Origin of the sequence: Vibrio breoganii (assembly GCF_001677275.1) — a bacterium.
Lineage (GTDB): Bacteria > Pseudomonadota > Gammaproteobacteria > Enterobacterales > Vibrionaceae > Vibrio > Vibrio breoganii.
In genome coordinates this window covers 1,489,332-1,512,015 of sequence record NZ_CP016177.1, presented here as the reverse complement: position 1 = coordinate 1,512,015, position 22,684 = coordinate 1,489,332, and the positions used below count along the sequence as shown (strand labels likewise).

21 protein-coding genes are annotated in these 22,684 nt (G+C 45.9%); 14 read left to right on the top strand and 7 right to left on the bottom strand.

Annotation, left to right across the window (positions count from 1 at the left end):
- Positions 1-41 precede the first annotated feature (41 nt).
- The 3 genes from A6E01_RS07080 to A6E01_RS07070 all read left to right on the top strand — a co-directional run bounded on the left by A6E01_RS07080 (position 42) and on the right by A6E01_RS07070 (position 3,125).
- Positions 42-638, top strand: a complete 597-nt coding sequence (locus tag A6E01_RS07080) for a GTP cyclohydrolase II (RefSeq protein WP_065209924.1) — start codon at positions 42-44, stop codon at positions 636-638.
- 82 nt (positions 639-720) lie between these two features.
- Positions 721-2,316 (top strand): L,D-transpeptidase family protein, encoded by a 1,596-nt coding sequence (locus tag A6E01_RS07075; RefSeq protein ID WP_017242891.1) that lies wholly within the window; start codon positions 721-723, stop codon positions 2,314-2,316.
- Between the two features lie 155 nt (positions 2,317-2,471).
- Positions 2,472-3,125: an MBL fold metallo-hydrolase gene (locus A6E01_RS07070; protein ID WP_065209923.1), complete on the top strand. Its 654-nt coding sequence runs from the start codon at positions 2,472-2,474 to the stop codon at positions 3,123-3,125.
- Between the two features lie 48 nt (positions 3,126-3,173).
- Here the strand turns inward: A6E01_RS07070 and A6E01_RS07065 are convergent, their stop codons facing one another.
- On the bottom strand, positions 3,174-3,842 hold the full coding sequence (locus A6E01_RS07065) for a DUF2982 domain-containing protein (protein WP_017030047.1): 669 nt from the start codon (positions 3,840-3,842) through the stop codon (positions 3,174-3,176).
- A gap of 207 nt (positions 3,843-4,049) precedes the next feature.
- Here A6E01_RS07065 and A6E01_RS07060 point away from each other — a divergent pair, with 207 nt between their 5' ends.
- The 6 genes from A6E01_RS07060 to A6E01_RS07035 all read left to right on the top strand — a co-directional run bounded on the left by A6E01_RS07060 (position 4,050) and on the right by A6E01_RS07035 (position 9,511).
- Positions 4,050-5,141 carry a TRAP transporter substrate-binding protein gene (locus A6E01_RS07060; RefSeq protein ID WP_017030046.1) on the top strand — a complete coding sequence of 364 codons (1,092 nt, stop codon included), beginning with the start codon at positions 4,050-4,052 and terminating at the stop codon, positions 5,139-5,141.
- A 71-nt stretch (positions 5,142-5,212) separates the two neighbouring features.
- On the top strand, positions 5,213-5,737 hold the full coding sequence (locus tag A6E01_RS07055; RefSeq protein WP_017030045.1) for a TRAP transporter small permease subunit: 525 nt from the start codon (positions 5,213-5,215) through the stop codon (positions 5,735-5,737).
- Entirely contained in the window at positions 5,734-7,023 is a 1,290-nt protein-coding gene (locus tag A6E01_RS07050) for a TRAP transporter large permease (protein ID WP_017030044.1), read from the top strand. The genes A6E01_RS07055 and A6E01_RS07050 overlap by 4 nt, the downstream gene beginning before the upstream one ends.
- Before the next feature lie 109 nt (positions 7,024-7,132).
- Positions 7,133-8,704 (top strand): BCCT family transporter, encoded by a 1,572-nt coding sequence (locus tag A6E01_RS07045; protein WP_017030043.1) that lies wholly within the window; start codon positions 7,133-7,135, stop codon positions 8,702-8,704.
- 91 nt (positions 8,705-8,795) lie between these two features.
- The gene (gene yqfB / locus A6E01_RS07040; protein WP_026012693.1) at positions 8,796-9,095 is read left to right on the top strand and encodes a N(4)-acetylcytidine aminohydrolase; all 300 of its coding nucleotides are present in this window, start codon (positions 8,796-8,798) and stop codon (positions 9,093-9,095) included.
- Positions 9,095-9,511: a GNAT family N-acetyltransferase gene (locus tag A6E01_RS07035; protein WP_017030041.1), complete on the top strand. Its 417-nt coding sequence runs from the start codon at positions 9,095-9,097 to the stop codon at positions 9,509-9,511. Before yqfB ends, A6E01_RS07035 begins: the two co-directional genes overlap by 1 nt.
- A gap of 30 nt (positions 9,512-9,541) precedes the next feature.
- Here A6E01_RS07035 and A6E01_RS07030 read toward each other — a convergent pair whose 3' ends face one another.
- Together A6E01_RS07030 and A6E01_RS07025 are read right to left on the bottom strand one after the other, a co-directional pair.
- Positions 9,542-10,276: a 3'-5' exonuclease gene (locus tag A6E01_RS07030; RefSeq protein ID WP_017030040.1), complete on the bottom strand. Its 735-nt coding sequence runs from the start codon at positions 10,274-10,276 to the stop codon at positions 9,542-9,544.
- Between the two features lie 4 nt (positions 10,277-10,280).
- Positions 10,281-12,149 carry a putative nucleotidyltransferase substrate binding domain-containing protein gene (locus tag A6E01_RS07025; protein ID WP_017030039.1) on the bottom strand — a complete coding sequence of 623 codons (1,869 nt, stop codon included), beginning with the start codon at positions 12,147-12,149 and terminating at the stop codon, positions 10,281-10,283.
- Positions 12,150-12,326: 177 nt separating this feature from the next.
- On the opposite strand from A6E01_RS07025, the gene A6E01_RS07020 reads away from it, so the two are divergent.
- Complete coding sequence (locus tag A6E01_RS07020; protein WP_017030038.1) at positions 12,327-12,971, top strand: hypothetical protein; 645 nt, start codon at positions 12,327-12,329, stop codon at positions 12,969-12,971.
- A 90-nt stretch (positions 12,972-13,061) separates the two neighbouring features.
- Here the strand turns inward: A6E01_RS07020 and A6E01_RS07015 are convergent, their stop codons facing one another.
- The 4 genes from A6E01_RS07015 to pabB all read right to left on the bottom strand — a co-directional run bounded on the left by A6E01_RS07015 (position 13,062) and on the right by pabB (position 17,953).
- Positions 13,062-14,252 (bottom strand): amino acid aminotransferase, encoded by a 1,191-nt coding sequence (locus tag A6E01_RS07015; protein ID WP_017030037.1) that lies wholly within the window; start codon positions 14,250-14,252, stop codon positions 13,062-13,064.
- A gap of 191 nt (positions 14,253-14,443) precedes the next feature.
- Positions 14,444-15,844: an asparagine--tRNA ligase gene (gene asnS / locus A6E01_RS07010; protein WP_017030036.1), complete on the bottom strand. Its 1,401-nt coding sequence runs from the start codon at positions 15,842-15,844 to the stop codon at positions 14,444-14,446.
- A gap of 128 nt (positions 15,845-15,972) precedes the next feature.
- Positions 15,973-16,572 carry a CoA pyrophosphatase gene (locus A6E01_RS07005; RefSeq protein WP_065209922.1) on the bottom strand — a complete coding sequence of 200 codons (600 nt, stop codon included), beginning with the start codon at positions 16,570-16,572 and terminating at the stop codon, positions 15,973-15,975.
- A 22-nt stretch (positions 16,573-16,594) separates the two neighbouring features.
- Entirely contained in the window at positions 16,595-17,953 is a 1,359-nt protein-coding gene (gene pabB / locus A6E01_RS07000) for an aminodeoxychorismate synthase component I (protein ID WP_065209921.1), read from the bottom strand.
- 160 nt (positions 17,954-18,113) lie between these two features.
- Here pabB and A6E01_RS06995 point away from each other — a divergent pair, with 160 nt between their 5' ends.
- The 4 genes from A6E01_RS06995 to A6E01_RS06980 all read left to right on the top strand — a co-directional run bounded on the left by A6E01_RS06995 (position 18,114) and on the right by A6E01_RS06980 (position 22,614).
- Complete coding sequence (locus tag A6E01_RS06995; RefSeq protein ID WP_017030033.1) at positions 18,114-19,628, top strand: fumarate hydratase; 1,515 nt, start codon at positions 18,114-18,116, stop codon at positions 19,626-19,628.
- Between the two features lie 273 nt (positions 19,629-19,901).
- Entirely contained in the window at positions 19,902-20,087 is a 186-nt protein-coding gene (locus A6E01_RS06990) for a hypothetical protein (protein WP_017030032.1), read from the top strand.
- A gap of 72 nt (positions 20,088-20,159) precedes the next feature.
- Positions 20,160-21,530, top strand: a complete 1,371-nt coding sequence (locus A6E01_RS06985) for a YcjX family GTP-binding protein (protein WP_017030031.1) — start codon at positions 20,160-20,162, stop codon at positions 21,528-21,530.
- A gap of 4 nt (positions 21,531-21,534) precedes the next feature.
- On the top strand, positions 21,535-22,614 hold the full coding sequence (locus A6E01_RS06980) for a YcjF family protein (protein WP_065209920.1): 1,080 nt from the start codon (positions 21,535-21,537) through the stop codon (positions 22,612-22,614).
- Positions 22,615-22,684 lie beyond the last annotated feature (70 nt).

Here is a 22,684-nt window from a genome sequence, read left to right as displayed (position 1 = left end):
AAGGTTGGGATCGACCACAATGTTAAGATAGAGACAGAGTTATGGCAGAAGTAAGAGCCCGCGTACATTTAAAAGTTGGAACAAAAAGCGATATTGATGCTGAGCTTCTCTCTTTTCAAGGTTTAAAAACGGACAAAGAACATGTCGCTATGGTCTTTCAATCGGCTGATAAGACTCAAAAGGCGCCGATCGTTCGCATGCACTCTGAATGTTTGACTGGCGATGTGTTCCACTCGTCTCGTTGCGACTGTGGTGAGCAGCTGGACGAAACGATCAATAAGATGGCCGACCAGGGCGGAATTCTTCTGTATCTGCGTCAAGAAGGTCGTGGCATTGGGCTCTACAATAAGATTGATGCTTACAAACTTCAAAGCGAAGGCCTGAATACCTATGAAGCGAACAATCATCTAGGCTTTGCTGATGATCTGCGTGATTTCGAAGAGGCGGCTCAAATGTTGGCTGCACTTGATGTTGAACGTATTCGTTTGGTGACCAATAACCCTAAGAAAATTCGTGAATTGAAAGAGCATGGCATTGGTATAGACGAGGTGATCAATACGATGGCACATGTAAAAAGTGGCAATGAAAATTATCTGAAAGCCAAAGCCTCTCACGGCAAACACGACCTCGATGTCTAGCGAGAATTTCCGCACTAAAATATTTCGTTAAAACAGAGGTTGTTTGCCATACTTAAGCCAGTATCGGTATTGAGTGTAAGCTATGACCTTGTGCAAGAAAGGGACGATATGGGCAGGCTTGCTTGTCTATTTCGTCCTTTCAGTCCCTGCCTATTCACAAAGCATGTTCCATACCTTAGGTTGGATTAGCTCCTCATCGTCAGTAGAACAGACCTTTCGTTATCCGCAACTCACCGAATCCATCTACTCCAATAATCGCCATCAACTGATATGGTTGCAGCCGCATGATAGGCAGGTGTTTGAAGACATCATAGAGATGGTGGTATTAGCCGAACTTAGCCCGTTTTTCGATCAGCGACTGCAAACACTTCACCAACTAAGAAGCTCTGAGCAATACTACCAGTACGACTTGTTGGCAACAGACCTAATGCTGGCGTTTCTCAGTTACCGAGAACTGTTGAGGGAGAACAAAGATACTTGGTTATACGGGCAGGGTCTACCGTCCGACTGGGCCGACCCTCCGGAAAATGTTATCGCCGAATTTGAAACCTCTGTAGAGAGCAGCGCGTTAACCGAGTTTCTAATGACCTTAGGACCTAACTCTCAGAGCTATCGAGATTACCAATCTGCAATTGATAAGATGCAATTAGTCATCAACGATGACCTAGCGCTCTATTCATCCGATGCCCTTATTAGAGTGGGGGACCCCATTACTGACAAAGAGATTTTGTTTTCCCGCCTAACGCTATCAGGGTTAAGCATACCTTTATCGACAAAAGAGCAAGATTGGTATGGGAAAGAGTTGAGAAACATCGTTAAGAGATTTCAATCTCAACACGGCTTAAACGCGGATGGTGTCATTGGACCTAAGACCATAGAATGGCTGAACTATCCCATTGAAGATCGCATCCATAGGTTGGCTCTCAATGCAGAAAGAAGCCGTCTATGGCCAATGCAGCGAAGTGCACTCGTCGTTGTGAACTTACCGAGTTTCGATTTGAACTATTACTTTAGAGGCAAGGTGGCATTCTCATCTAAGGTGATTGTCGGTAAACAAAAACGCAAAACCCCTATGCTAGAAATAAAGATGGATTCGTTAGTGTTGAATCCGACATGGAACGTGCCACCTAAAATCATGCGCGAAGATATTATCCCAATCTTGCGTTACAACCCTGGCTACCTTAGTGAAAGGGGGATTCAAGTCATCAAAGGGTGGGCGGATCCTGTGGTCATAGACCATGGCGCTATTCAATGGAGTCGAGTAAACGCTAAGACATTTCCGTTTCGTATGAGACAGTTGTCAGGTAGCTACAATGCGCTAGGCGCGTATAAGTTCAATACACCCAATCGCCGAGCCATTTACCTGCATGATACCCCTGCCAAATACCTGTTTGATAAATCATCAAGAGCGTTCAGTTCAGGGTGTATTCGGGTACAGCATGCCGACAAGTTTGCCTATACCTTGTCAAAGACACAGGGCTTTAGACAAAGCAACATTTCGCCAATTGGACAAAAGGCGAATGCCCGTATACCACTTAAAAGACGGCTTCCTGTCCATCTTATTTATAAGACGTCTTGGGTAGAATCAGGCCGCATCTATTTTAGAGATGACATTTATGGATACGACACACGCCCAAAGTCCCCTAGCTTAGCGATTCAACGACAAGCGGTAGAATAGATCGCGATTCAACAAGCTTGTTTGTTTATATAGACACCTATGGCGAGCGCTCTTGGCACGCTCATGCTTGAGTTTAGGGTTAGAAACTGTCATATTCTGCTGAAGTGTTTCGACAAAATTTCATTTAAATATTCATTATAAATAAAAGGTTTTTCATGGCGTTGCAGTATCAAGTTGTTCCAGTAACCCCTTTCCAACAAAACTGTTCTATCGTTTGGTGTGATGAGACGATGAAAGGGGTTGTTATCGACCCAGGTGGTGATGTTAAGCAACTACTGATGATGATCGAAGAGTTGCAAGTACAGGTAGAGAAATTAGTGCTGACTCATGGTCACTTAGACCATGTTGGTGGCAGTGAAGAACTCGCAAGAGCCTTGAATCAACCGATCGTTGGCCCGCACAAAGATGATAACTTCTGGCTACAAGGGCTAGAAGGACAAAGCCAAATGTTCGGCTTTCCTCTGACTGAAGCGTTTGAGCCTAGCCAATGGCTAGATGAGAGTGACGTTGTCACTTTTGGTAATCAATCATTGAATGTTATTCACACCCCAGGTCATACCCCAGGTCACGTTGTGTTGCACAGTGAGTCTGCAAAACTTGCTTTCGTAGGTGATGTACTGTTCAAGGGCGGAGTAGGCCGTACAGATTTCCCTAAGGGTGATTTTAATACCTTAATTGACTCTATTAAGAGCAAACTATGGCCTCTAGGAAACGAAACTCGATTCGTTCCTGGCCACGGCCCAGAGTCAACGTTCGGTTCTGAGCGAGTGAGCAATCCATTCGTCGCAGACGAGATGCCGTTGTATTAAGGGATTTAAGGACCTAGAACCCAGGACCTAGGGCCCAGAATCTAGGTCCTAGGTTGATCTTCCTGACCCTGCCAAATACTTCCGTAACAAACCCACAAACTCTTCTCCATCTCTATCTAAATCAGCTGTTGAGATAAAGATGTCGTACCCCCAATAGTCTCTTTGATAATGCATTCTGTGGTACAAGCATGCCTGTAGCCCTTTTATGGTTTCCCCGTCTTTCAATTCGACCCTTGATGAATCTAATACCTGGTCTTGGAACAAGTGTTCTTTTTCTGTTTCTCTTGCACCTAGGTACAAGAGCGATCTTTGTTCTAGGAGTAGATTGGTGATTAATCGTGGGCAGGCTTGCTTTACGAATGGAACAGGGTCTTTAAGTCGTATGCCAATCCAAGGTAGCTCGGAGCTTTGAGTGGGTTGGTGACTGCGGCATAGCCCAAGGGACGACACGTTCTGCCACTTCACAACCCAACCTCCCTTAAACGTATGCTGTTGAAGATGCGTGTCGGTAATGGTGAAACGTACCACGCCTCGCTTGTAGGTGTAGATCACCATTGCGAGAGCACAAGCACAAATCAAAAAGATGCCAATGGTTCCTTGGGTGCTATTGGAGAAGGAGCTTAGCCAAACCGACATGAGCAGGTAGCAGGCGAGCAATAGACCTCGACTGGTTCTTCCTAGAATGAATTTTTCATTGGTTAATTGAAGTGATGACATAACGATCAAACTGTGGCTTTAACATACCTACGAGAGTCCATGTTTAGCTGATCATTCAGCTTAGACATTATTTGATAAAAAATGTAATAACTTCCTAAAGAAGATCGAGTAACACACACTTTTAACAACTATTTAGCATCCTATATAAAACTGGTCCATAGTTAGTTGATTTTGTAGACATTTATGACTGCACGAGGAGCAAATAACATGGTAGTGAAATCAAAATGGGCAAAGGCATGTGTGCGTAGTTTAGCGGTCCTAATTGGGGTGGCGAGCATAGGCACAGCAGTTGCTGCGGACAAGGTATACAAGTTAAAGCTTGCGGAAACTTGGGGCCCTAACTTCCCAATCTTCGGCGATGCGACAAAAAACATGGCCGCTATGGCGGAAAAAATGTCAAACGGTCGATTGCAAATCCGCGTTGACTCGTCAAACAAACATAAAGCGCCATTCGGTGTTTTTGATATGGTGAAATCAGGCCAGTATGACATGGGGCACTCGGCTTCGTATTACTGGAAAGGAAAGGTTCCAAATACTCTTTACTTTACCACTATGCCCTTTGGTATGACGGCTGAAGAGCAATATGCATGGTTCTATCACGGTGGTGGTATGGAACTGATGGCAGAGGTTTACTCCCCTCACAATCTTATGTCTTTTCCTGGGGGTAACACCGATGTTCAAATGGGCGGTTGGTTCCAAAAAGAGATCAACAGCGTTGATGACTTACAAGGTCTAAAAATGCGTATTCCGGGCTTTGCCGGAGAAGTCCTTGCTGAGCTTGGTGCTAAGCCAACTAACATTGCACCGGGTGAGCTTTACACCGCATTGGAAAGAAAGACCATCGATGCACTAGAGTGGGTGGGTCCCTCTCTCGATCTTCGCATGGGCTTTCATAAGATCGCACCTTACTACTACACAGGTTGGCATGAGCCAGCAACAGAGCTTCAATTCCTAGTGAACAAGCGCACGTGGGACAAGCTGCCTGCTGATCTGCAAGAGATCTTACGCGTGGCTATGCGCACCGCAGCCTACGATATGTATATTCAGTCAACCCATGAAAGTGGCAAGAACTGGGCAAGTATCAGAACCGAATATCCTGATGTACAGGTGAAGAACTTCCCGCCAGAAGTAATGAAAGAGCTTCGCGCAGTGAATGACCGTTTACTGGCAGAGCACGCTGCTGAAGATGAGATGGCGAAGAAGATTCAAATGTCTCAAGCACAGTATCTAGAGCAAACTCGTTCTTGGAGTGATATCTCTAAACGAGCTTACCTAAATAGTGCTACGACCGATCAGTAAACAAGCCGTGGACTTTCAGTGCGAACTGAAGGTCCACAAAAATCTTTAGTTTCAGCAGACAGGGAGGTCAATTGCTGACTGCATTAGAGGGATTTTTTAATAGAATCAGCGACGCACTGGGGCACATCTCCAGTGTGTTGTTTTTGCTTTTAGTAGCAAACGTTGTTTACGATGTTGTGATGCGTTATGTATTTAATGACGTATCTATCGCTTTTCAAGAGCTAGAGTGGCATCTGTTTTCTGCGGTATTCTTGCTCGGCGTACCCTACGCCATAAAAACCAATGGCCACGTTCGTGTGGATATTTTCTACGAACGCTTCTCACCCAAGGTACAGGCCATTATTGATATTCTTGGAATCTTCATTTGGTTACTGCCGTTCAGTTTATTAGTCGCATGGTATGGCATTGATTTTGCCTATCAGGCTTACGATATTGGCGAGCAGTCAGGTGACCCTGGTGGATTGCCTTACCGCTGGATAATCAAGGCGGTAATCCCTGTCTCATTTTTCTTTATTGCGACAAGTGGCTTAGGACTGTTGTGTAAGTCTATCAGTCAATTGTTGAACGCGGATACTCATAAGAAGGAACAAGCATGATAGGGATTATTATGTTTGCGGTAGCCTTGTTCGCGCTATTGCTCGGTTTCCCAGTGGCGTTTACCTTTGGAGGTATAGCGCTGATATTTGGTGTGTGGTCAGAAGGCTGGGACATGTTTGCCTTCATGCCTTACCGCATAGAGTCCATCATGCAGAACACTGTATTGATGGCGGTGCCACTGTTTATATTTATGGGTTTGGTACTGCAAAAAACTCGCTTGGCGGAACAGTTACTAGAGGCCATGGGGCGACTGTTTGGCGGAGTACGAGGGGGGATTGCTATCTCAACCGTCTTAGTTGGTGCACTGCTTGCGGCATCGACTGGGGTAGTGGGAGCATCGGTAGTGGCCATGGGTTTGATTTCCCTGCCTGTAATGTTGAAGTACAACTACGATAAGAAACTTGCCTGTGGCACCATATGTGCGTCAGGAACGCTAGGTCAGATTATCCCGCCTTCTATTGTCCTTATACTATTGGGCGATGTACTGGGTGTTCCGGTGGGCGACTTATTTAAAGCTGCACTTTGGCCGGGCTTAGTGCTAGTGATTGCCTATGTTTTGTATATTGCTATCTACGCGTTTTTCAAGCCAGAGGCCGCTCAATCCATCCCTAAACTTGATGATCAAAGTCGTAAACAAGAGGTGATTGCGGCCTTGAAAGCAATAGTGCCGCCTTTAGCGCTGATAGTCGTCGTGCTTGGTTCTATTTTTGCTGGCATTGCAACGCCCACGGAATCTGCTGCACTAGGCGGTGCGGGGGCAATCGTATTAGCGCTGCTGTATCGACAGTTTAGCTGGACCCTATTGTATGAGTCATCGAAAGAAACCGTAAAGGTTACGGCTATGGTGTTTGCCATCTTACTCGGTGCGACCGCATTCTCTATGGCATTTACCTACACAGGCGGTGATTACTTAGTAGAAGAATGGCTTCTTAAACTTCCAGGCGAGAAGTGGGGCTTTTTGATCTTAGTGATGTTAGTCATTCTTGTGTTGGGCTTCTTCATTGATTTTGTGGAAATCTGTTTCATCATTGTTCCTATGATCTCGCCGGTTGCTGAGCTTCTGGGCATCAATATGGTGTGGTTTGCCATACTGGTAGCGATGAACTTGCAGACCTCCTTTTTAACACCGCCATTTGGCTTCAGTTTATTCTATCTGAAAGGGGTTGCGCCTAAACAGGTGACAACAAGAGATATCTACGCTGGCGTCATGCCGTTTATCGCCATTCAGGTAGTGGTGCTGGCTACTTTGTTGCTGTTTCCGGGTATGTATGGGCTGACTATGTAACTTAATTCCCTGATTTATCGAAAAAAGAGTCTTGTTCAGTTATAATTGAAAGTTAATTACATGATGTAATCGTAATCGGTACGCTTTTTGTACAAACATGGGAGATCGAATGACCAAGGGAATTGATAAGTACAGTATTGATAGTACTGATTATCAGATTGGACAAGATAATGTCCAAAAATGGGGTTTTGATGTGCACAATGCGGTATTTTCCGCGAGTGCCGGCCTAACCATTCTTTTTCTACTGGCGATGGTGTTTCTTGATGCGGATACCGCAAAGACAGCACTTGATGGCTTAAAGTGGCAGATCATTGGCTCTTTCGATGCCCTGTTTATCTGGGCGGGTAACATTTTTGTTGTCTTCTGCTTAGCGCTAATCGTTTCGCCTTATGGAAAAATCCGCTTAGGCGGTAAAGACGCAGTCCCTGAATACTCTGCTCTGTCATGGATAGCAATGCTATTTGCTGCCGGTATGGGTATCGGTCTGATGTTCTGGAGCGTGGCTGAGCCAGTTGCTTACTTCACTGGCTGGTATGAGACTCCGCTTAATGTGGAAGCGAACACGGCAGAAGCCGCGAAGCTAGCTCTAGGTGCGACTATGTACCACTGGGGTCTTCACCCTTGGGCTATTTATGGTGTTGTAGCGCTTTCTTTAGCATTCTTTGCGTACAACAAAGGTTTGCCGCTTTCTATCCGTTCAATCTTTTACCCGATCTTAGGGGATCGCGCTTGGGGTTGGCCTGGTCACCTTGTTGATATTCTTGCGGTACTCGCGACACTCTTTGGCCTTGCTACATCGCTCGGTCTTGGTGCTCAGCAAGCGGCAAGTGGTATTCAACACGTGTTTGGTGTTGAAGCTGGCTTTGGTATGCAGGTTGCGGTTATCAGCTTTGTTACCTTGCTTGCTATTGTGTCGGTAATGCGCGGTATGCATGGTGGTGTGAAACTGGTTTCTAACATCAACATGATCATTGCGTTTGTATTGCTCGTGTTTGTATTGATCATTGGCTACCACGTTACCTTCGCTAGCATCTCTACAACGCTAGTGTCTTACGTTGAGAACATCATTCCACTAAGTAACCCACACGGTCGTGATGATGAGGCGTGGTTCCAAGGTTGGACTGTATTCTACTGGGCTTGGTGGATTTCATGGTCCCCATTCGTAGGTATGTTCATCGCTCGTGTTTCTAAGGGCCGTACCGTTCGTCAGTTTATGACTGCAGTATTAATTGTACCAACAACAGTGACTCTGATTTGGATGTCTACGTTTGGTGGCCTGGCGATTGACCAAGTGATCAACAATGTCGGTATCCTAGGTACTAAAGGTCTAACCGACGTCTCTCTAGCAATGTTTGAGATGTTTGACGCTATGCCAATGGCAAACATGCTATCTATCATCGCGATTATCTTGGTTATGGTGTTCTTCGTAACATCGTCTGACTCAGGTTCTTTGGTCATTGATAGTATTACTGCTGGTGGTAAGCTAGATGCTCCTATGCCACAACGTGTGTTCTGGGCATTTATGGAAGGCGCAATCGCGGTTGCGATGCTTTGGGTTGGTGGCTCAGAAGCAGTACAGGCCCTACAGGCCGGTGCGATTTCTACCGCTCTGCCATTTACCTTTGTCTTGCTTGCCATGTGTGTGAGCTTGCTAATGGGTATGGCTACTGAAGAGCGCTAAGCTTAACAGTTGAAAGACCAAGTATGAGTAAAAGGCCTGATTCATCAGGCCTTTTTTGTGAACAAAAGGAAATAAAATGAGTTTATCAACCATGACGTTCTTTGAACGTTTTGAAAATGACATCTTGGCGGGAAAGAAAACCATCACCATCCGAGATGCCAATGAGTGTGACTATGCGCCGGGCTCTATCGTTGATGTGGCAACCTTTGAACAGGGGCGTGGGTTTTGTCGATTGCAGATCAAGTCGGTGACGCCGATACAGTTTGCAGACCTTACGGATTTCCATGCTGTTCAAGAGAATATGACCCTGCCTGTGCTTAAACAGGTGATCTCCGATATTTACCCCGATGTTTCCCAGTTGTTCGTGATTGAATACCAATTGGTCGATTGATGAAGCATGTGCAGATTGTAGAGTCATCCAAACCACAGTGCTCTCAATTTCGATCTTGGTGTATCAATGAATGGTCACAAGATATTGTTATCTCATCACCTGATGTTCCCCAGCCAATATTTGCCTTGTGTGATGGGGAACTAGCGGGGGGTATGGCATTTTCTCTCTTTGAGCAGCCGTTTACTGATAAGAAAGTGGTTTGGATAAATGCACTTTTGGTTAAACCTGATTGCAGGGGCAGCGGGATAGGCTCGAAGCTCATAGAGGAAGCAACGCGCCAGTGTGGCGACCTAAATCAACAGCACCTCTACGTCTACACGAATCGGCCAACTCTGTACACTCGGCTTGGCTGGCAGACGGTACCCAACGCTGACGCTGAGCCTCAGCATTGGGTGTTATGCACAGCGTTAAGCTAAGGAGATTGCTTAATCCCTAATCCCCAAGCCCTATAGCCACAACTCCTCGACTGCAGTATCAGGGCTGAAATGGTGAGCCACTTGTGCTTGCAAAAGCTCTGCTGTGGCAATGGCATCCACTAGCGCATCATGGGGTGTATACGTCGGAAGATTGTAGCGCTTGCGACTCTTAGCAAGACGCACAGATCCAGGCCTTTTACCCTTTAAGCGATTCATAAATCCAGCAGCGTATTCTTGTTGTACTTCCCATTCGATCTGTAGGGTATCAATCACCGGAAATTGAATGCCTTCGTTGACCCTACGCCTAAGGATACTGTCTAAAAAGCTGCGCTCTATCTGTCGATAATGAACCACGCACACCTTACCTGCGATTGCATCGAGGAACTCAGGTAGGACGTTCATGATATCGGGAGCGTATTGAAGCTCTGAGTGAGTGATACCATGGATCACCACAGAGTCTGCATTAAGGGCTTTTTGTGGCTTGATAAGCCACTGCTTGCTTTGCCTAAGGTAGATTCGATTTAAGTCAAAAGGGATCAATCCAATGGAGATGATCTCATCTTTGTCTGAATTAAGCCCAGTGGTTTCAAAATCTAACGCTAAAAAGGGTACGTCTTTCAGTGCTGTTTTTTGGTCAATAGTGCCCGCCTCGTAGAAGCGTTTAATATGCCCGTGTTTACTCTCCTCGAGCAAGGCATTGAAATGCGCTTGCCAATCTTTGGTCGGCGTCACAGGCACCTGACTGTCATCTGTTTTTTTAAACATAATATTATTTCAACGATGTGCCTTGATAGCGAAATTTCAAGAAATTCTGAGCATTACTCAAGATCTGGAAAGCATCTTTAAGGTTACGTCTTTCAAAATCAGAAAGGTTCTCAGGCTCTATGTTGTTATCGGGCTCTCTCTCTTCACTGATATCAATGGCTTGATGTCGTATGCGCACCAGAGAAATAAATTCGAGTGCATCCTTGAGATCTTGGGCTCTTCCTCTTGGCAGTATTCCAGCATCAAGGATGTCATCTAGGCGTTCAAAAGAGTTTTGCTGGGTTGAACCCACAGCCAGCGCATGAACGCGGATAAGGTCGGCCAGTGGCGCAGTACCACGACGCTTAAGGTTTATTGAGTTTTTATGCTTACCATCCTTTTCCATCACAAAGCTCTTGAAAAAGCCTAATGGGGGCGTACGGTTGAGTGCATTTCGCGCCAAGCAGTACAGGAATTTCGAATTGTTTTTAGCGCGTTCAGTAATAAAACGATTGAGCTTTTCTGCCCACTTGATTTGTCCGTGAACGCCCACTAAATCAAAGAATATTGACGCATTTAGCAAGGCCTTAGCATTAGGGTTGTCAATCCAGTCTGCAAAGCACTCTTCCCATTCGGTTTGAGTCATTCGCCAAATAGGGTTGGTTGCCATAATGTCACCGGTACAGTATGGGTAGCCACAACGATCCAATCCGTCACTGACCATCTGAGCAAGGGTAGCGAAATATTCATCGTGTTTTTCTTTATCGAAGCTGTTGGATAAAATGATGGCGTTATCCTGATCGGTCACAATCAGTTGCTCGTCACGTGCCATTGAACCAAGGGCAAGGAAGCAATAGGGAACAGGCGAGGGACCAAGTTCTTCTTCAGCAAGTTCAATGATGCGCTGTTTAAAGCTTTTCCCTATGATGGCCATCGCACTTCCCACCATGTGAGAGTTAGCATCTTCGTTGACCAATCTGACGAAACTATCATTAACCTGCTCAGAAAGAGTGACTAAATCATCAACGCTGTTTTGTTGGAAGATAGAGCTCACTAGTAGCAAAGAGTTTTGCGATTCGTAACGCACGATATCACTGGCTTCGATAACGCCGATGGGTTTGTTTTTTCTAAGAATAGGTAAGTGATGAACGTTGAAGCGCTGCATGGTTAACATGGCTTCGTAGACATAAGCGTTGCTGTCTAATGTAATAACGTCTTGGGTCATCACCGATTTCACCGTGTCATCGGGTGATACGCCTTGAGCTACCACCCGAGTGCATAAATCTCGGTCTGTGAGTATGCCGCGCAGTTTGTCGCTATTGTGCGCTTCATCGTCGACGACAAGAAGGCAAGAAGTATTCTCGTCGTCCATTTGTATCGCCGCATCTCGGATAGAAGAAAATTCAGAGATGGTTGATGGAGGACGGTTGATCATTGCGGTGATTTTTGCCGTTGTGAGGTCATTATCATCGGTGTTGGCAATGGTTTGACGCAGTCGTGTACTGTCTTCTGCTGCAACGAAATCAGCGAATGAGTCATAAGAGTCATACAGGTTTTGAAAGGTTTCAGCGGGTATGCAATAGAGCAGGCAGTCTTCAATTGCCTTGGCTGGAAACATCACCTTGCCATTACTTAATAATGCCAGTTGCCCAAATACCGCCCCTTCATCCAATCGGTTGAACAAAGAACCGTTACGTTTGGAGATCTCAACGACGCCACTGCGCACCACGAAGAAATCAGAGATCGCCTCGCCTAAGGAAACCACTGCATCGCCCTTACGGATGTAGGATATTTCAGTTTCAAGTGATATCTGACTGAGTACTTCATCAGGCAAGTCTGTGAAGGGTGGGTACTGAGCGAGAAACTGTTTTATTTCGAGTAGTTCAACTTCCATGAGGCGCCTTAATTATCGCGATTGAGTGCATCGTTCATCGTAAAACGAAAAAAAGAGGATATAAATAGTAGTTTGGCGCTAAATCATTGTTAAGTCACTAAACTATCATCATTTATTGTCTACTATTATGGTTGAATATCGGCATTTATTTGTCTTTTTTCATGACAGGGAGAGCGCATGAACAAATACTCATCGATTGCACTGTTTAGTTTAGGTTCATTATTCGCTGTAGATAGCGAAGCGTACGATTGGGGCTTTCGATCGTATGATGCACCGGTAAATTACAACTTTATAAGTGTGGCCATCGGTGGAGGTAAACTCAACTCGGATGTGCTTGAGGGCAGGGATGGTGTCACGGTCAGTGATATCAATCTGAGATTTTTAGTGAATGAGTATTGGATTACCAACATTCAATACAAGGGCCGCTTTACTCATCACGGCGATGAGAACGACAGGGCTGACTATGTCACTGTGTCTGGAGCAAGGCGCTTTGCGGTAATGGATAACGGCGATCTCTATGCGGGTGTAAAGCTTGGCGGGGTTAGCGTTAAAATTCGAGACAGTAATGGCTCGACGATTGCGAAAGAACAAGACTTCTTACTAGGGCTGTTTGCTGGGGTCAACTACGGATTCACTGAAGCGTTAGAAGGGAATATGGTTCTTGAGTACCTAGAGTACGACCTCACTCATGAGTCTTCTTTTGAGCTCTCTTTAGATTATTATTTTACGACAAACTTTTCCCTTGGGGCGTATGGCCGAACTATTTGGAATGATGACTCAACACTAGATCAGGGTGGGGTAGTGGCTAAACTTCGCTTTTGATGTAAGAGAGAGAAACCCAATTATAGAAATAAAAAAAGGCTGGTAAACACCAGCCTTTTTGTCTGCTTGAGAGTACTTAAAGTACGGCTGTTAAAGTACGGCTGCGATGCCTTTGCATAGTGGCAACATGTTGTCTTTGGTCATGCCAGCAACACTGATACGGCCTGAACCTACGATGTAGATAGCAAATTCATCTTTAAGGCGTGTTACTTGATCTTTGGTTAGGCCAGAGAAAGAGAACATACCGTTTTGACGCTCAATAAAGCTAAAGTCGCGAGAAACGCCCTGTGCTTTCAGCGTTTCAACAAACAGAGTACGCATCTCTTGAATACGGTCACGCATCTCTTTCACTTCTGCTTCCCACTCTTTACGCAGTTCGGCGTTGTTTAGAATGTGAGTCACTACCGCAGAACCGTGAGCCGGTGGGTTAGAGTAGATTGAACGAATAATCCCTTTAACTTGAGAGAAAGCCGTCTGTGCAACTTCAGCGTTAGCCGCTACTAGAGTAAAGGCACCCACGCGCTCGTTGTACAGTCCGAAGTTCTTTGAGAAAGAACTCGCGACTAGGATTTCACTATTTTGTTCAGCAAACGCACGTAGACCTGCAGCGTCTTCTTCTACGCCCTTAGCAAAGCCTTGGTACGCAAAGTCAAACAATGGAATTAATTTCTTGTCTGCTGCTAGCTTAGCCAGTGCTTGCCACTCGTCAGCAGTAGGGTCGATGCCTGTTGGGTTATGACAGCAACCGTGCAGAAGAACGATATCGCCGGCATTTGCTTGCTCAAGGTCTGCAAGCATTGCGTCAAAGTCTTTCGCCTTAGTCTCTGCGTTGTAGTAACGGTATTCCGCAATTTCGATACCTGCAGCGGTGAACACACCCTTGTGGTTCGCCCAAGTAGGGTTGCTGATCCAAATTTTTGCACCGTTAAGGTGGCGCTTGATAAATTCACCCGCCACACGAAGAGCACCGGTACCACCTGGTGCTTGAGCCGTCTTCGCACGTTTTTCAGAAACAATAGCGCTGTTGTCACCAAATAGTAGCTTTTGTACTGCTAGGCCGTATTCCGCTGTGCCTTCAATCGTTAGGTAAGACTTCGTGGTTTCGGTCTCAAGAATCGCTTGTTCTGCTTTTTTTACAGTGGCTAGAACAGGGGTTGAACCTTGTTCATTCTTGTAGATACCGACGCCAAGATTGATCTTGGTATCACGAGTATCTTTTTTAAACTCTTCAGTTAAACCTAGGATAGGGTCGGCAGGAGCAGCTACTACTTTTTCAAACATGAGAATCGTCCGTGTTAAAGTGAATTAATGGAATGTGACTGTCTTCTTTTATACCTGTAGAAAAACGGCAAAACAACAGATTTGTAATTAATTTAGCAATGTAATCCGTAACACCTGTCTGATATCAACTTTTCCTGAAATCTAGACACAAAAAAACCGCCAAACGGCGGTTTTTTATAACAGCAGTCGACTTAGAAGTTCGCGCTGCGTGGTGTACGTGGGAATGGAATCACGTCACGAACGTTGCCCATACCAGTTACGTACGATACTAAGCGCTCAAAACCAAGACCGAAACCAGCGTGTGGCACTGTGCCGTATTTACGTAGGTCGCGGTACCAGCTCATGTGCTCAGGGTCGATACCCATAGCAATCATACGCTCATCTAGAATATCTAGACGTTCTTCGCGCTGAGCACCACCGATGATTTCACCAATGCCAGGTGCTAGAACGTCCATCGCAGCAACAGTTTTGCCGTCGTCGTTCAAGCGCATGTAGAAGGCTTTGATGTCTTTCGGGTAGTTCTTAACGATTACCGGTGCCTTGAAGTGTTCTTCTGCAAGGTAACGCTCATGCTCAGATGACATGTCGATGCCCCACTCAACGTCAAATTCAAACTCACGACCAGAGTCCAGTAGAATTTGAATGGCGTCTGTGTAGTCCACTTGTGCAAAGTCAGCGTCTACGAACTGCTCAAGGCGAGAGATCGCTTGCTTGTCAATGCGCTGTGCAAAGAACTCTAGATCGTCACGACGCTCTGCAAGAACCGCTTTGAATACATACTTAAGCATGTCTTCAGCCAGTTTCGCTGCATCATCAAGATCAGCAAACGCGATCTCTGGCTCAACCATCCAGAACTCCGCTAGGTGGCGGCTGGTGTTTGAGTTTTCTGCGCGGAACGTTGGACCAAAGGTGTACACCTTGCTTAGGGCACATGCATACGCTTCTGCGTTCAACTGGCCAGATACAGTAAGGAATGTTTCTTTGCCGAAGAAATCTTCGTTGTAGTCCACATCGCCTTTATCAGTGCGCGGTAGGTTTTCCATATCCAAAGTGGATACGCGGAACATCTCACCCGCACCTTCAGCATCAGATGCTGTGATTAGCGGAGCTGAAGTCCAGAAGAAGCCTTGCTCGTGGTAGAAGCGATGGATCGCTTGTGACAAGCAGTTACGCACGCGAGCAACAGCGCCAATCACGTTGGTACGTGGGCGAAGGTGTGCCACTTCACGAAGGTACTCGATAGAATGACGAGTCTTAGCCATTGGGTAAGTGTCAGCATCTTCAACCCAGCCAACCACTGTTACAGCGGTTGCAGCTAGCTCAAAATCTTGACCTTTTGCTGGAGACTCTACGACGGTACCTGTCACTTCTACAGAGCAACCTGTGGTCAGTTTTAGTACTTCTTCATCGTAATTATTTAAACTATTTGGGACCACGGCCTGAATCGGGTCGAAACAAGAGCCGTCATAGATGGCAAGAAAAGAGATTCCAGCTTTGGAATCGCGACGTGAGCGGATCCAGCCACGAACAGTGATTTCACTGTTTACTTCGAGCTTTCCGCTAAGTACGTCTGTTACAGGCGCGTAAGTCATTTGGTATTACTCTCCAATAGATGCTATCGAGAAATAGAAAATTAAATAGAACTTATCAGTTTACTCACCAATAATTTTGCATCAAGTAAAGAGTGCCTATTTCATGGGTATTTTTTATTAAGCGCTGTTTAATCCATCAAATAAGTGAGCTGTCTTTGCATTGCATCAATAATTTGCGCAGTGACTCCCCAGATAAAGTGTCTTTGATAGGGGATAGCAAACACCTTGTGGGTGACGGTTTTTAACTGGAAATGGAAACTTGCGAGGTTCTGGCGTGCAAAGAGAAACTCGGCGGGCACTTCAAATGCCTCATCTACCTCGTTGGGATCAAGCTTTGACTGGTAGTTAGAGTCGATAAAAGCAATATAAGGGGTCACCGCAAACTGACTTAGAGTCGGTAATGGGGGCAGAGCACCCGCTACCGTGATCAATGAGGGGTCAATGCCCACTTCTTCATAGGTTTCTCTTACCGCAGTAACACTTAGAAGACAGTCATCTTGCTCGTATTTTCCTCCGGGGAAGCTTACTTGCCCTGGGTGGTGCTTAAGATGGGCTGCGCGCTTAGTGAGGATGACATGAAGACGATTGCTGCGCTCAACCAGACCAATTAATACGGCAGCAGGCCTTAGCACATCTTGGTCAAAATGGGCCAGTCGTTGCAGGCTTTGTGTATCGTAGGAAGAAGGCTTACTCAGATTAAATCTCAATAAAAACTCGTCTTTGGTCATGCCTTCCTCTCTGAACAATTCACTATTCTAATACTGGCAGAATTTTGCCAAGTTTATGTAAGGTTTCTTGATATTCTGATTCACACTCACTGTCAGCGACCAATCCACCGCCTGCCCAGGCATGGATTTTTTGATCTTCTGTGATAAGCGTTCTGATGGTGATGCTAGTGTCCATATTGCCACATCGACTGATATAGCCAATGCTACCGCAATAAACACTGCGACGATGAGGCTCAAGCTCTTCTATGATCTGCATGGCTCTGACCTTGGGTGCGCCAGTAATTGACCCTCCCGGAAAACAAGCGCGAAGCAAGTCGTACTCGTCATACTGCTCGTCCAATACACCGGTAATCGTACTCACCAGATGATGAACCGCAGGGAAGCTCTCTATTTCAAACAAATGCGGGACTTTCACACTACCAGGGGAGGACACGCGCCCTATGTCGTTACGCAGCAGATCCACAATCATCAGGTTTTCGGCTTGGTCTTTCTCTGCCGTTTGTAAGTCGTCTCTTTGCTGTTTGTCTTTTAAGGGATCGTTAAAGCGTGGCCTTGTGCCCTTAATTGGCTTGGTCTCGACTTGTTTATCGTGAGCCAATAAAAAGCGCTCTGGCGATATACTGAGCACCGCATTGTGCGATAAGCGAATAAACGCAGAAAACGGCGCCTTGTTCTCATTTTCTAGGGTCTTGTATGCCTGCCATTCGTTGCCAGAGTATCCAGCGCTAAAGCGCTGGGCTAGGTTGATTTGATAACAATCACCCGCTAACAGATAGTCTTGAACAGCCTCAAATTTACCCTGATATTGCGATTTGCTCATATTGGCAGACCAAGGCGTCTCTAACTGGAACGAAGGATGCTCGACATCAAACTCTTGAGAGTGGGAAGGCATGTTGTCGCCACTGAGGTTTTGTCCAACCCAGTAAGCTTGTTTGAGTTCGTGATCAACCACCAATGCCTTTTCATACAGACCCACCGCCATATCCGGCGCGTTAAGATCTCGTTTGGCAATGCTTTTAAAGTCTTCAATGCGTCTGCCAAGATCGTAAGCAAAGTAGCCAAGCCAGCCACCAATAAAGGGGAGATGTGTATCGGTATGTGAATAAGGCAGGTATTGCTGTTGCAGTCTTCGCAAGAGTTCGAAAGGATCCTCTGCAACTTGAGAAAGCTCGCCTTCTATTGTTACATCACTCACGTCGCCATAGGTTTCTACTGTGATCTGTGGTGAATGCACCAAAATATCATAACGACTGTTTGGGTGATTATCCGATGCGGAGCGCAGCAGCATGGCGTAAGGGTAATGTTCTATTTTTTCGAACAGATCTAGGGCGAGATCCTTTCGATAAATGAGTTGCTCGGTTTGAATATTTAAATCAGACATCTATCAAATTGCTTGAAATGTGACGACACCGTAAAGGTGAGTGTGGTTTGAGAATCGCCTCAAGAGTATCATAGATTTATCTCAAGTTCAGAACGCACGTGAAGTCATAGGCTTTATCGTGCTTGAAACGGATTCAGACTGACCAAAAGGGGCTCCGCGAATGACCGTAATTCGTAAGCAAGATCTTATCAGCAGCGTCGCTGATGCACTTCAATACATCTCTTACTACCATCCGCTTGATTTTGTGCAAGCGTTAGAAAAAGCGTACCACGCCGAAGAAAGCACTGCGGCAAAGGATGCGATTGCACAGATCCTAATTAACTCTCGAATGTCAGCAGAAGGCCACAGACCTATTTGTCAGGATACTGGCATTGTGACGTGTTTCGTGAACATTGGCATGAAAGTACAGTGGGAAGACACCGACGTCACAGTACAAGAGATGATTGATGAGGGCGTACGACAAGCCTACACCAATCCAGATAACCCGCTTCGAGCGTCTATTTTGTTAGACCCAGCGGGCAAGCGTATCAATACTAAAGACAATACACCTGCTGTTGTGCACATTAATATGGTGCCAGGTGACAAGGTTGAGGTACAGATTGCCGCTAAGGGCGGTGGCTCAGAAAACAAAACCAAGATGGTAATGCTAAATCCATCCGATGACGTAGCAGAATGGGTTGAAAAAACCTTGCCAACAATGGGCGCAGGCTGGTGTCCACCGGGCATGCTAGGGATAGGCATTGGTGGTACTGCAGAAAAAGCAGCAGTACTGGCAAAAGAATCCTTAATGGATCCCGTTGATATCCATGAATTGATGGAGCGAGGCGCACAAACCACAGAAGAGAAGATGCGCTTAGAGATCTTCGAGCGTGCCAACAAAACCGGTATTGGTGCTCAAGGCCTTGGCGGCTTAACCACCGTGGTGGATGTGAAAATCAAAACCGCGCCAACCCACGCAGCGTCTAAGCCTGTATGCATGATCCCAAACTGCGCAGCAACCAGACACGTACATTTCACTCTAGATGGGTCGGGCCCGGCGAATTTGGTTCCACCTAAACTTGAAGACTGGCCAGAAATCTCGTGGGATGCGGGCGCTAAAGCGCGCCGAGTGAATCTGGATTCTGTCACCCAAGCCGATATTGAAACCTGGAAAACCGGTGAGACCTTATTGCTGTCAGGCAAGATGTTGACTGGACGTGATGCCGCCCACAAACGTATTCAACAGCTTCTAGAAAGCGGTGAAGGCTTGCCAGAAGGTGTCGACTTTAAAGGCAAGTTTATTTACTACGTTGGCCCTGTGGATGCAGTAGGTGATGAAGCGGTAGGACCCGCGGGCCCAACCACCTCAACGCGTATGGATAAGTTCACTGAGATGATGTTGTCAAAAACAGGCATTGCCGGCATGATAGGCAAGGCTGAACGCGGCGCGCAAACCGTTGAGCTTATTAAAGAAAACAAAGCGGTGTATCTCATGGCTGTGGGTGGCGCTGCTTACCTTGTCTCTAAAGCCATCAAGAGTGCCAAGGTGATTGCATTTGAAGAGCTAGGCATGGAGGCGATCTACGAATTTGATGTTGAAGATATGCCTGTCACCGTTGCGGTAGACTCAAGTGGTGCCAATGCACACCAGATTGGTCCAGAAACTTGGAAGGTAAAAATTGCCGAAATGGATTAACTCTATACCAATCGTACTAAATAACTGGTCATGCTAGCTGGTTAAAATGCTCGATAACTGCGTTAGAATTTTTGATTGTAGAATTACTACTAATCGAAAAATCCTGCCTTGTTCTCAAGCATTTTCCTTGCGCTATTTCTGATCACCTATTTAGTGTGATTGGTACTAGTTAATCTAAACAGATGAAGCGCAATCAAAGATTGCGCTTTTTTTCGAAAATTCAGCGAGATAGCTGATACAATTAAGTTGTGACTTTTATTAACAGGGGATGTTATGCCACGCTTTGTACAAATTCTTCAGATCATCGTTGCCGTCGTTATCGGTGGCTTCCTTTGCTATGACCTTATTCTCAATGGTATTGCCATTTTCCACGAGAAGTACATTACCATCACGATAGTACTTACACTTCTTTTGGAACTCGCTCTGTTTGTCATTTTTAAGCTCATTGCCGATGATTAAATCTTGTTAATGTTGCGCTCTAACGCTGGATATTTGGAGAGTAATTCAATATCTTGAGTTTAGGAGCGTGATATGAACAAAATAACAAACGAAGCAAAACAACTACTTAATAGAGGGCTGGATGCACACCTAAGAATTGGTGTCACCGGCCTTTCTCGTGCAGGTAAGACTGCATTTATTACCTCCTTTGTGGACCAGCTGCTACATACGTCAACCCATGACAACCTGCCTTTATTGGCGGCGCAGAGAGATGCTAGGGTGCTAGGTGCACGAAGAGTGCCACAAAAGAACCTTCTCACTCCTAGATTTAATCTAGACGGTTCTTATGAATCTTTGACTCTTGAAACCCCGCAATGGCCAACACCTACTCGTGATGTGAGTGAGATTCGTATTGCAATCAAATATAAGCCGAGTAGCAAAGCCCGAAAATTGATAAGTCGTCATGCCACCTTATATGTGGATCTAGTGGACTACCCGGGAGAGTGGCTGCTGGATCTGCCGATGTTAGAGATGGACTTTCAAGCATGGTCTGAGCAGCAGTTATTACGTCTTCAGCAGATAAACCTTCCTGAAGTCGAGGCGTGGTTAGCGCGTAGCCAGCACCTTGATTACGACGAGTTTAATGACGACAAGCTTATCAATGAGGTCGCAGCGCAATACACCAAGCTATTACTGGATCTCAAATCGAAGGGCTATCAGCTGATACAGCCTGGGCGCTTTGTGTTGCCTGGTGAGCTCGCCGATGCACCGGTAGTGCTGTTCTTTCCTTATACAGTCAAGGACAAACCTGCCAAGGGTAGCGCAGTCAATTTGTTATCCAAGCGCTACAAAGAGTATCAGCAACAGGTCATTAAACCCTTCTATCGACATTATTTTTCTTCCTTCGATAGACAAATCTTGTTGGTTGATGTGTTAACGCCTCTTAATCAGGGTGAGCATGCCTTTAGCGATATGCAGGTGGCACTTACCGAAATAATGAAGAGCTTCAGCTACGGGAAAAACAGTCTAATTCGTCGCTTGTTTTCCCCAAGAACCGACAAGTTGTTATTCGCGGCAACCAAAGCTGACCACATTACTCCTGATCAACATTCAAATTTGAATTTGTTGCTTCGACACTTGGTGCAACCAATTTGGCAACATGTCTCTTTTGAAAGTGTGTCCATGGAGTGCATGCCGTTCGCTTCGATAAAATCGACGGATGCAGGATTTGTCGATCAGAAAGGGAAATCAATTCCTGTTGTTAATGGCACAACAATCGAAGGAAATGCGCTCACTCTATATCCTGGAGAGGTGCCAGCAACCCTGCCCAAAGCAGAATTCTGGGATAAACAGGGGTTCGATTTTGTCAGTTTTAGACCGCAAAACTATGTTGAAGCAACGCCACTACCACATATCGGTATGGATAAGGTGATGCAGTTCTTGCTGGGCGATAAGTTGAGGTAATGCTTTGAACGAATATAAACAAAAACAAGTGTTTACGCGCTCAGGTGATGAAAGTGATCGCGATGAAAGTGCAAACACTCAATATAAAGAGGCGCAGCCTGATCTTGGAACAAAGCAAACCTTTGAAGATCACCAATTTATCAAGGCTGAGCCTATTGCTACCGCAGTAGATGAGCCGATCGAAGAGAAGGTAGAGACGCTGTTTAACCGACGTCGAGTTCCGCTGCGTTGGAAGCTACTGTTTGCCACCTTGGGCGGCTTAAGTGCATGGCAACTGGTTGACTCCTTCATCGGTGCGTTTCAAACGAATGACCTTCTTAGTTTGTCATGGACGGTGTTGTTAACCGGCGGGTGCGCGATAGGGGCAGGCGCGATACTGCGTGAGCTACTTAAAATGAGACGTCTTCGTCACCAAGGCGACGTGCAAATGAAGGCTCAACAGCTGTATGACAATAACGACTATGGTAATGCCGGGCCGTTTTGTGATTCTCTTTCTAAGACAATGACCGCATCGGGTGTCGAAAACGTAGGTCTGTCTAAATGGTCGCAACATAAAAGTGACAATCACTCTGATCGTGACATGTTAGATTTGTATCAGGGGTATGTGTTATCTCCTGTGGATCAGAAGATCAACAAAGCCATTGCCAAGTATTCATCTGAGGCCGCCGTGATGGTTGCGGTGAGTCCTTTGGCCGCCGCTGATATGTTGCTGGTGGCGTGGAGAAACATCTCCCTTATCAATCGCATCGCTAAAGAATATGGCGTAGAGCTAGGGTATTGGTCTCGAATTCAGTTACTAAGACTGACTTTATTCAATATGGCCGCGGCGGGTGGTACTGAGCTTGCTATGGATGCCGGCATGGATCTTTTATCCATGGATCTCACCGCCAAGCTGTCCACTCGCGCCGCACAAGGGGTGGGTGTTGGTTTGCTGACGGCGCGTTTGGGTATTAAGGCTGCGCAACTGATGAGACCCATTCCATTTTCTGACGATAATCGCCTGCGATTGCGAGATGTACGTGACCAAGTATTGGTCTCTGTTAAACATCGTTTACAAAATAGTGAAGAAAGAGAGCAGGGTTAACTTGCTCTAATCCTTGATATTGCTTGACTGAAATGCGCTTCTGCTAGACACTCATGTAAACATTATTGAA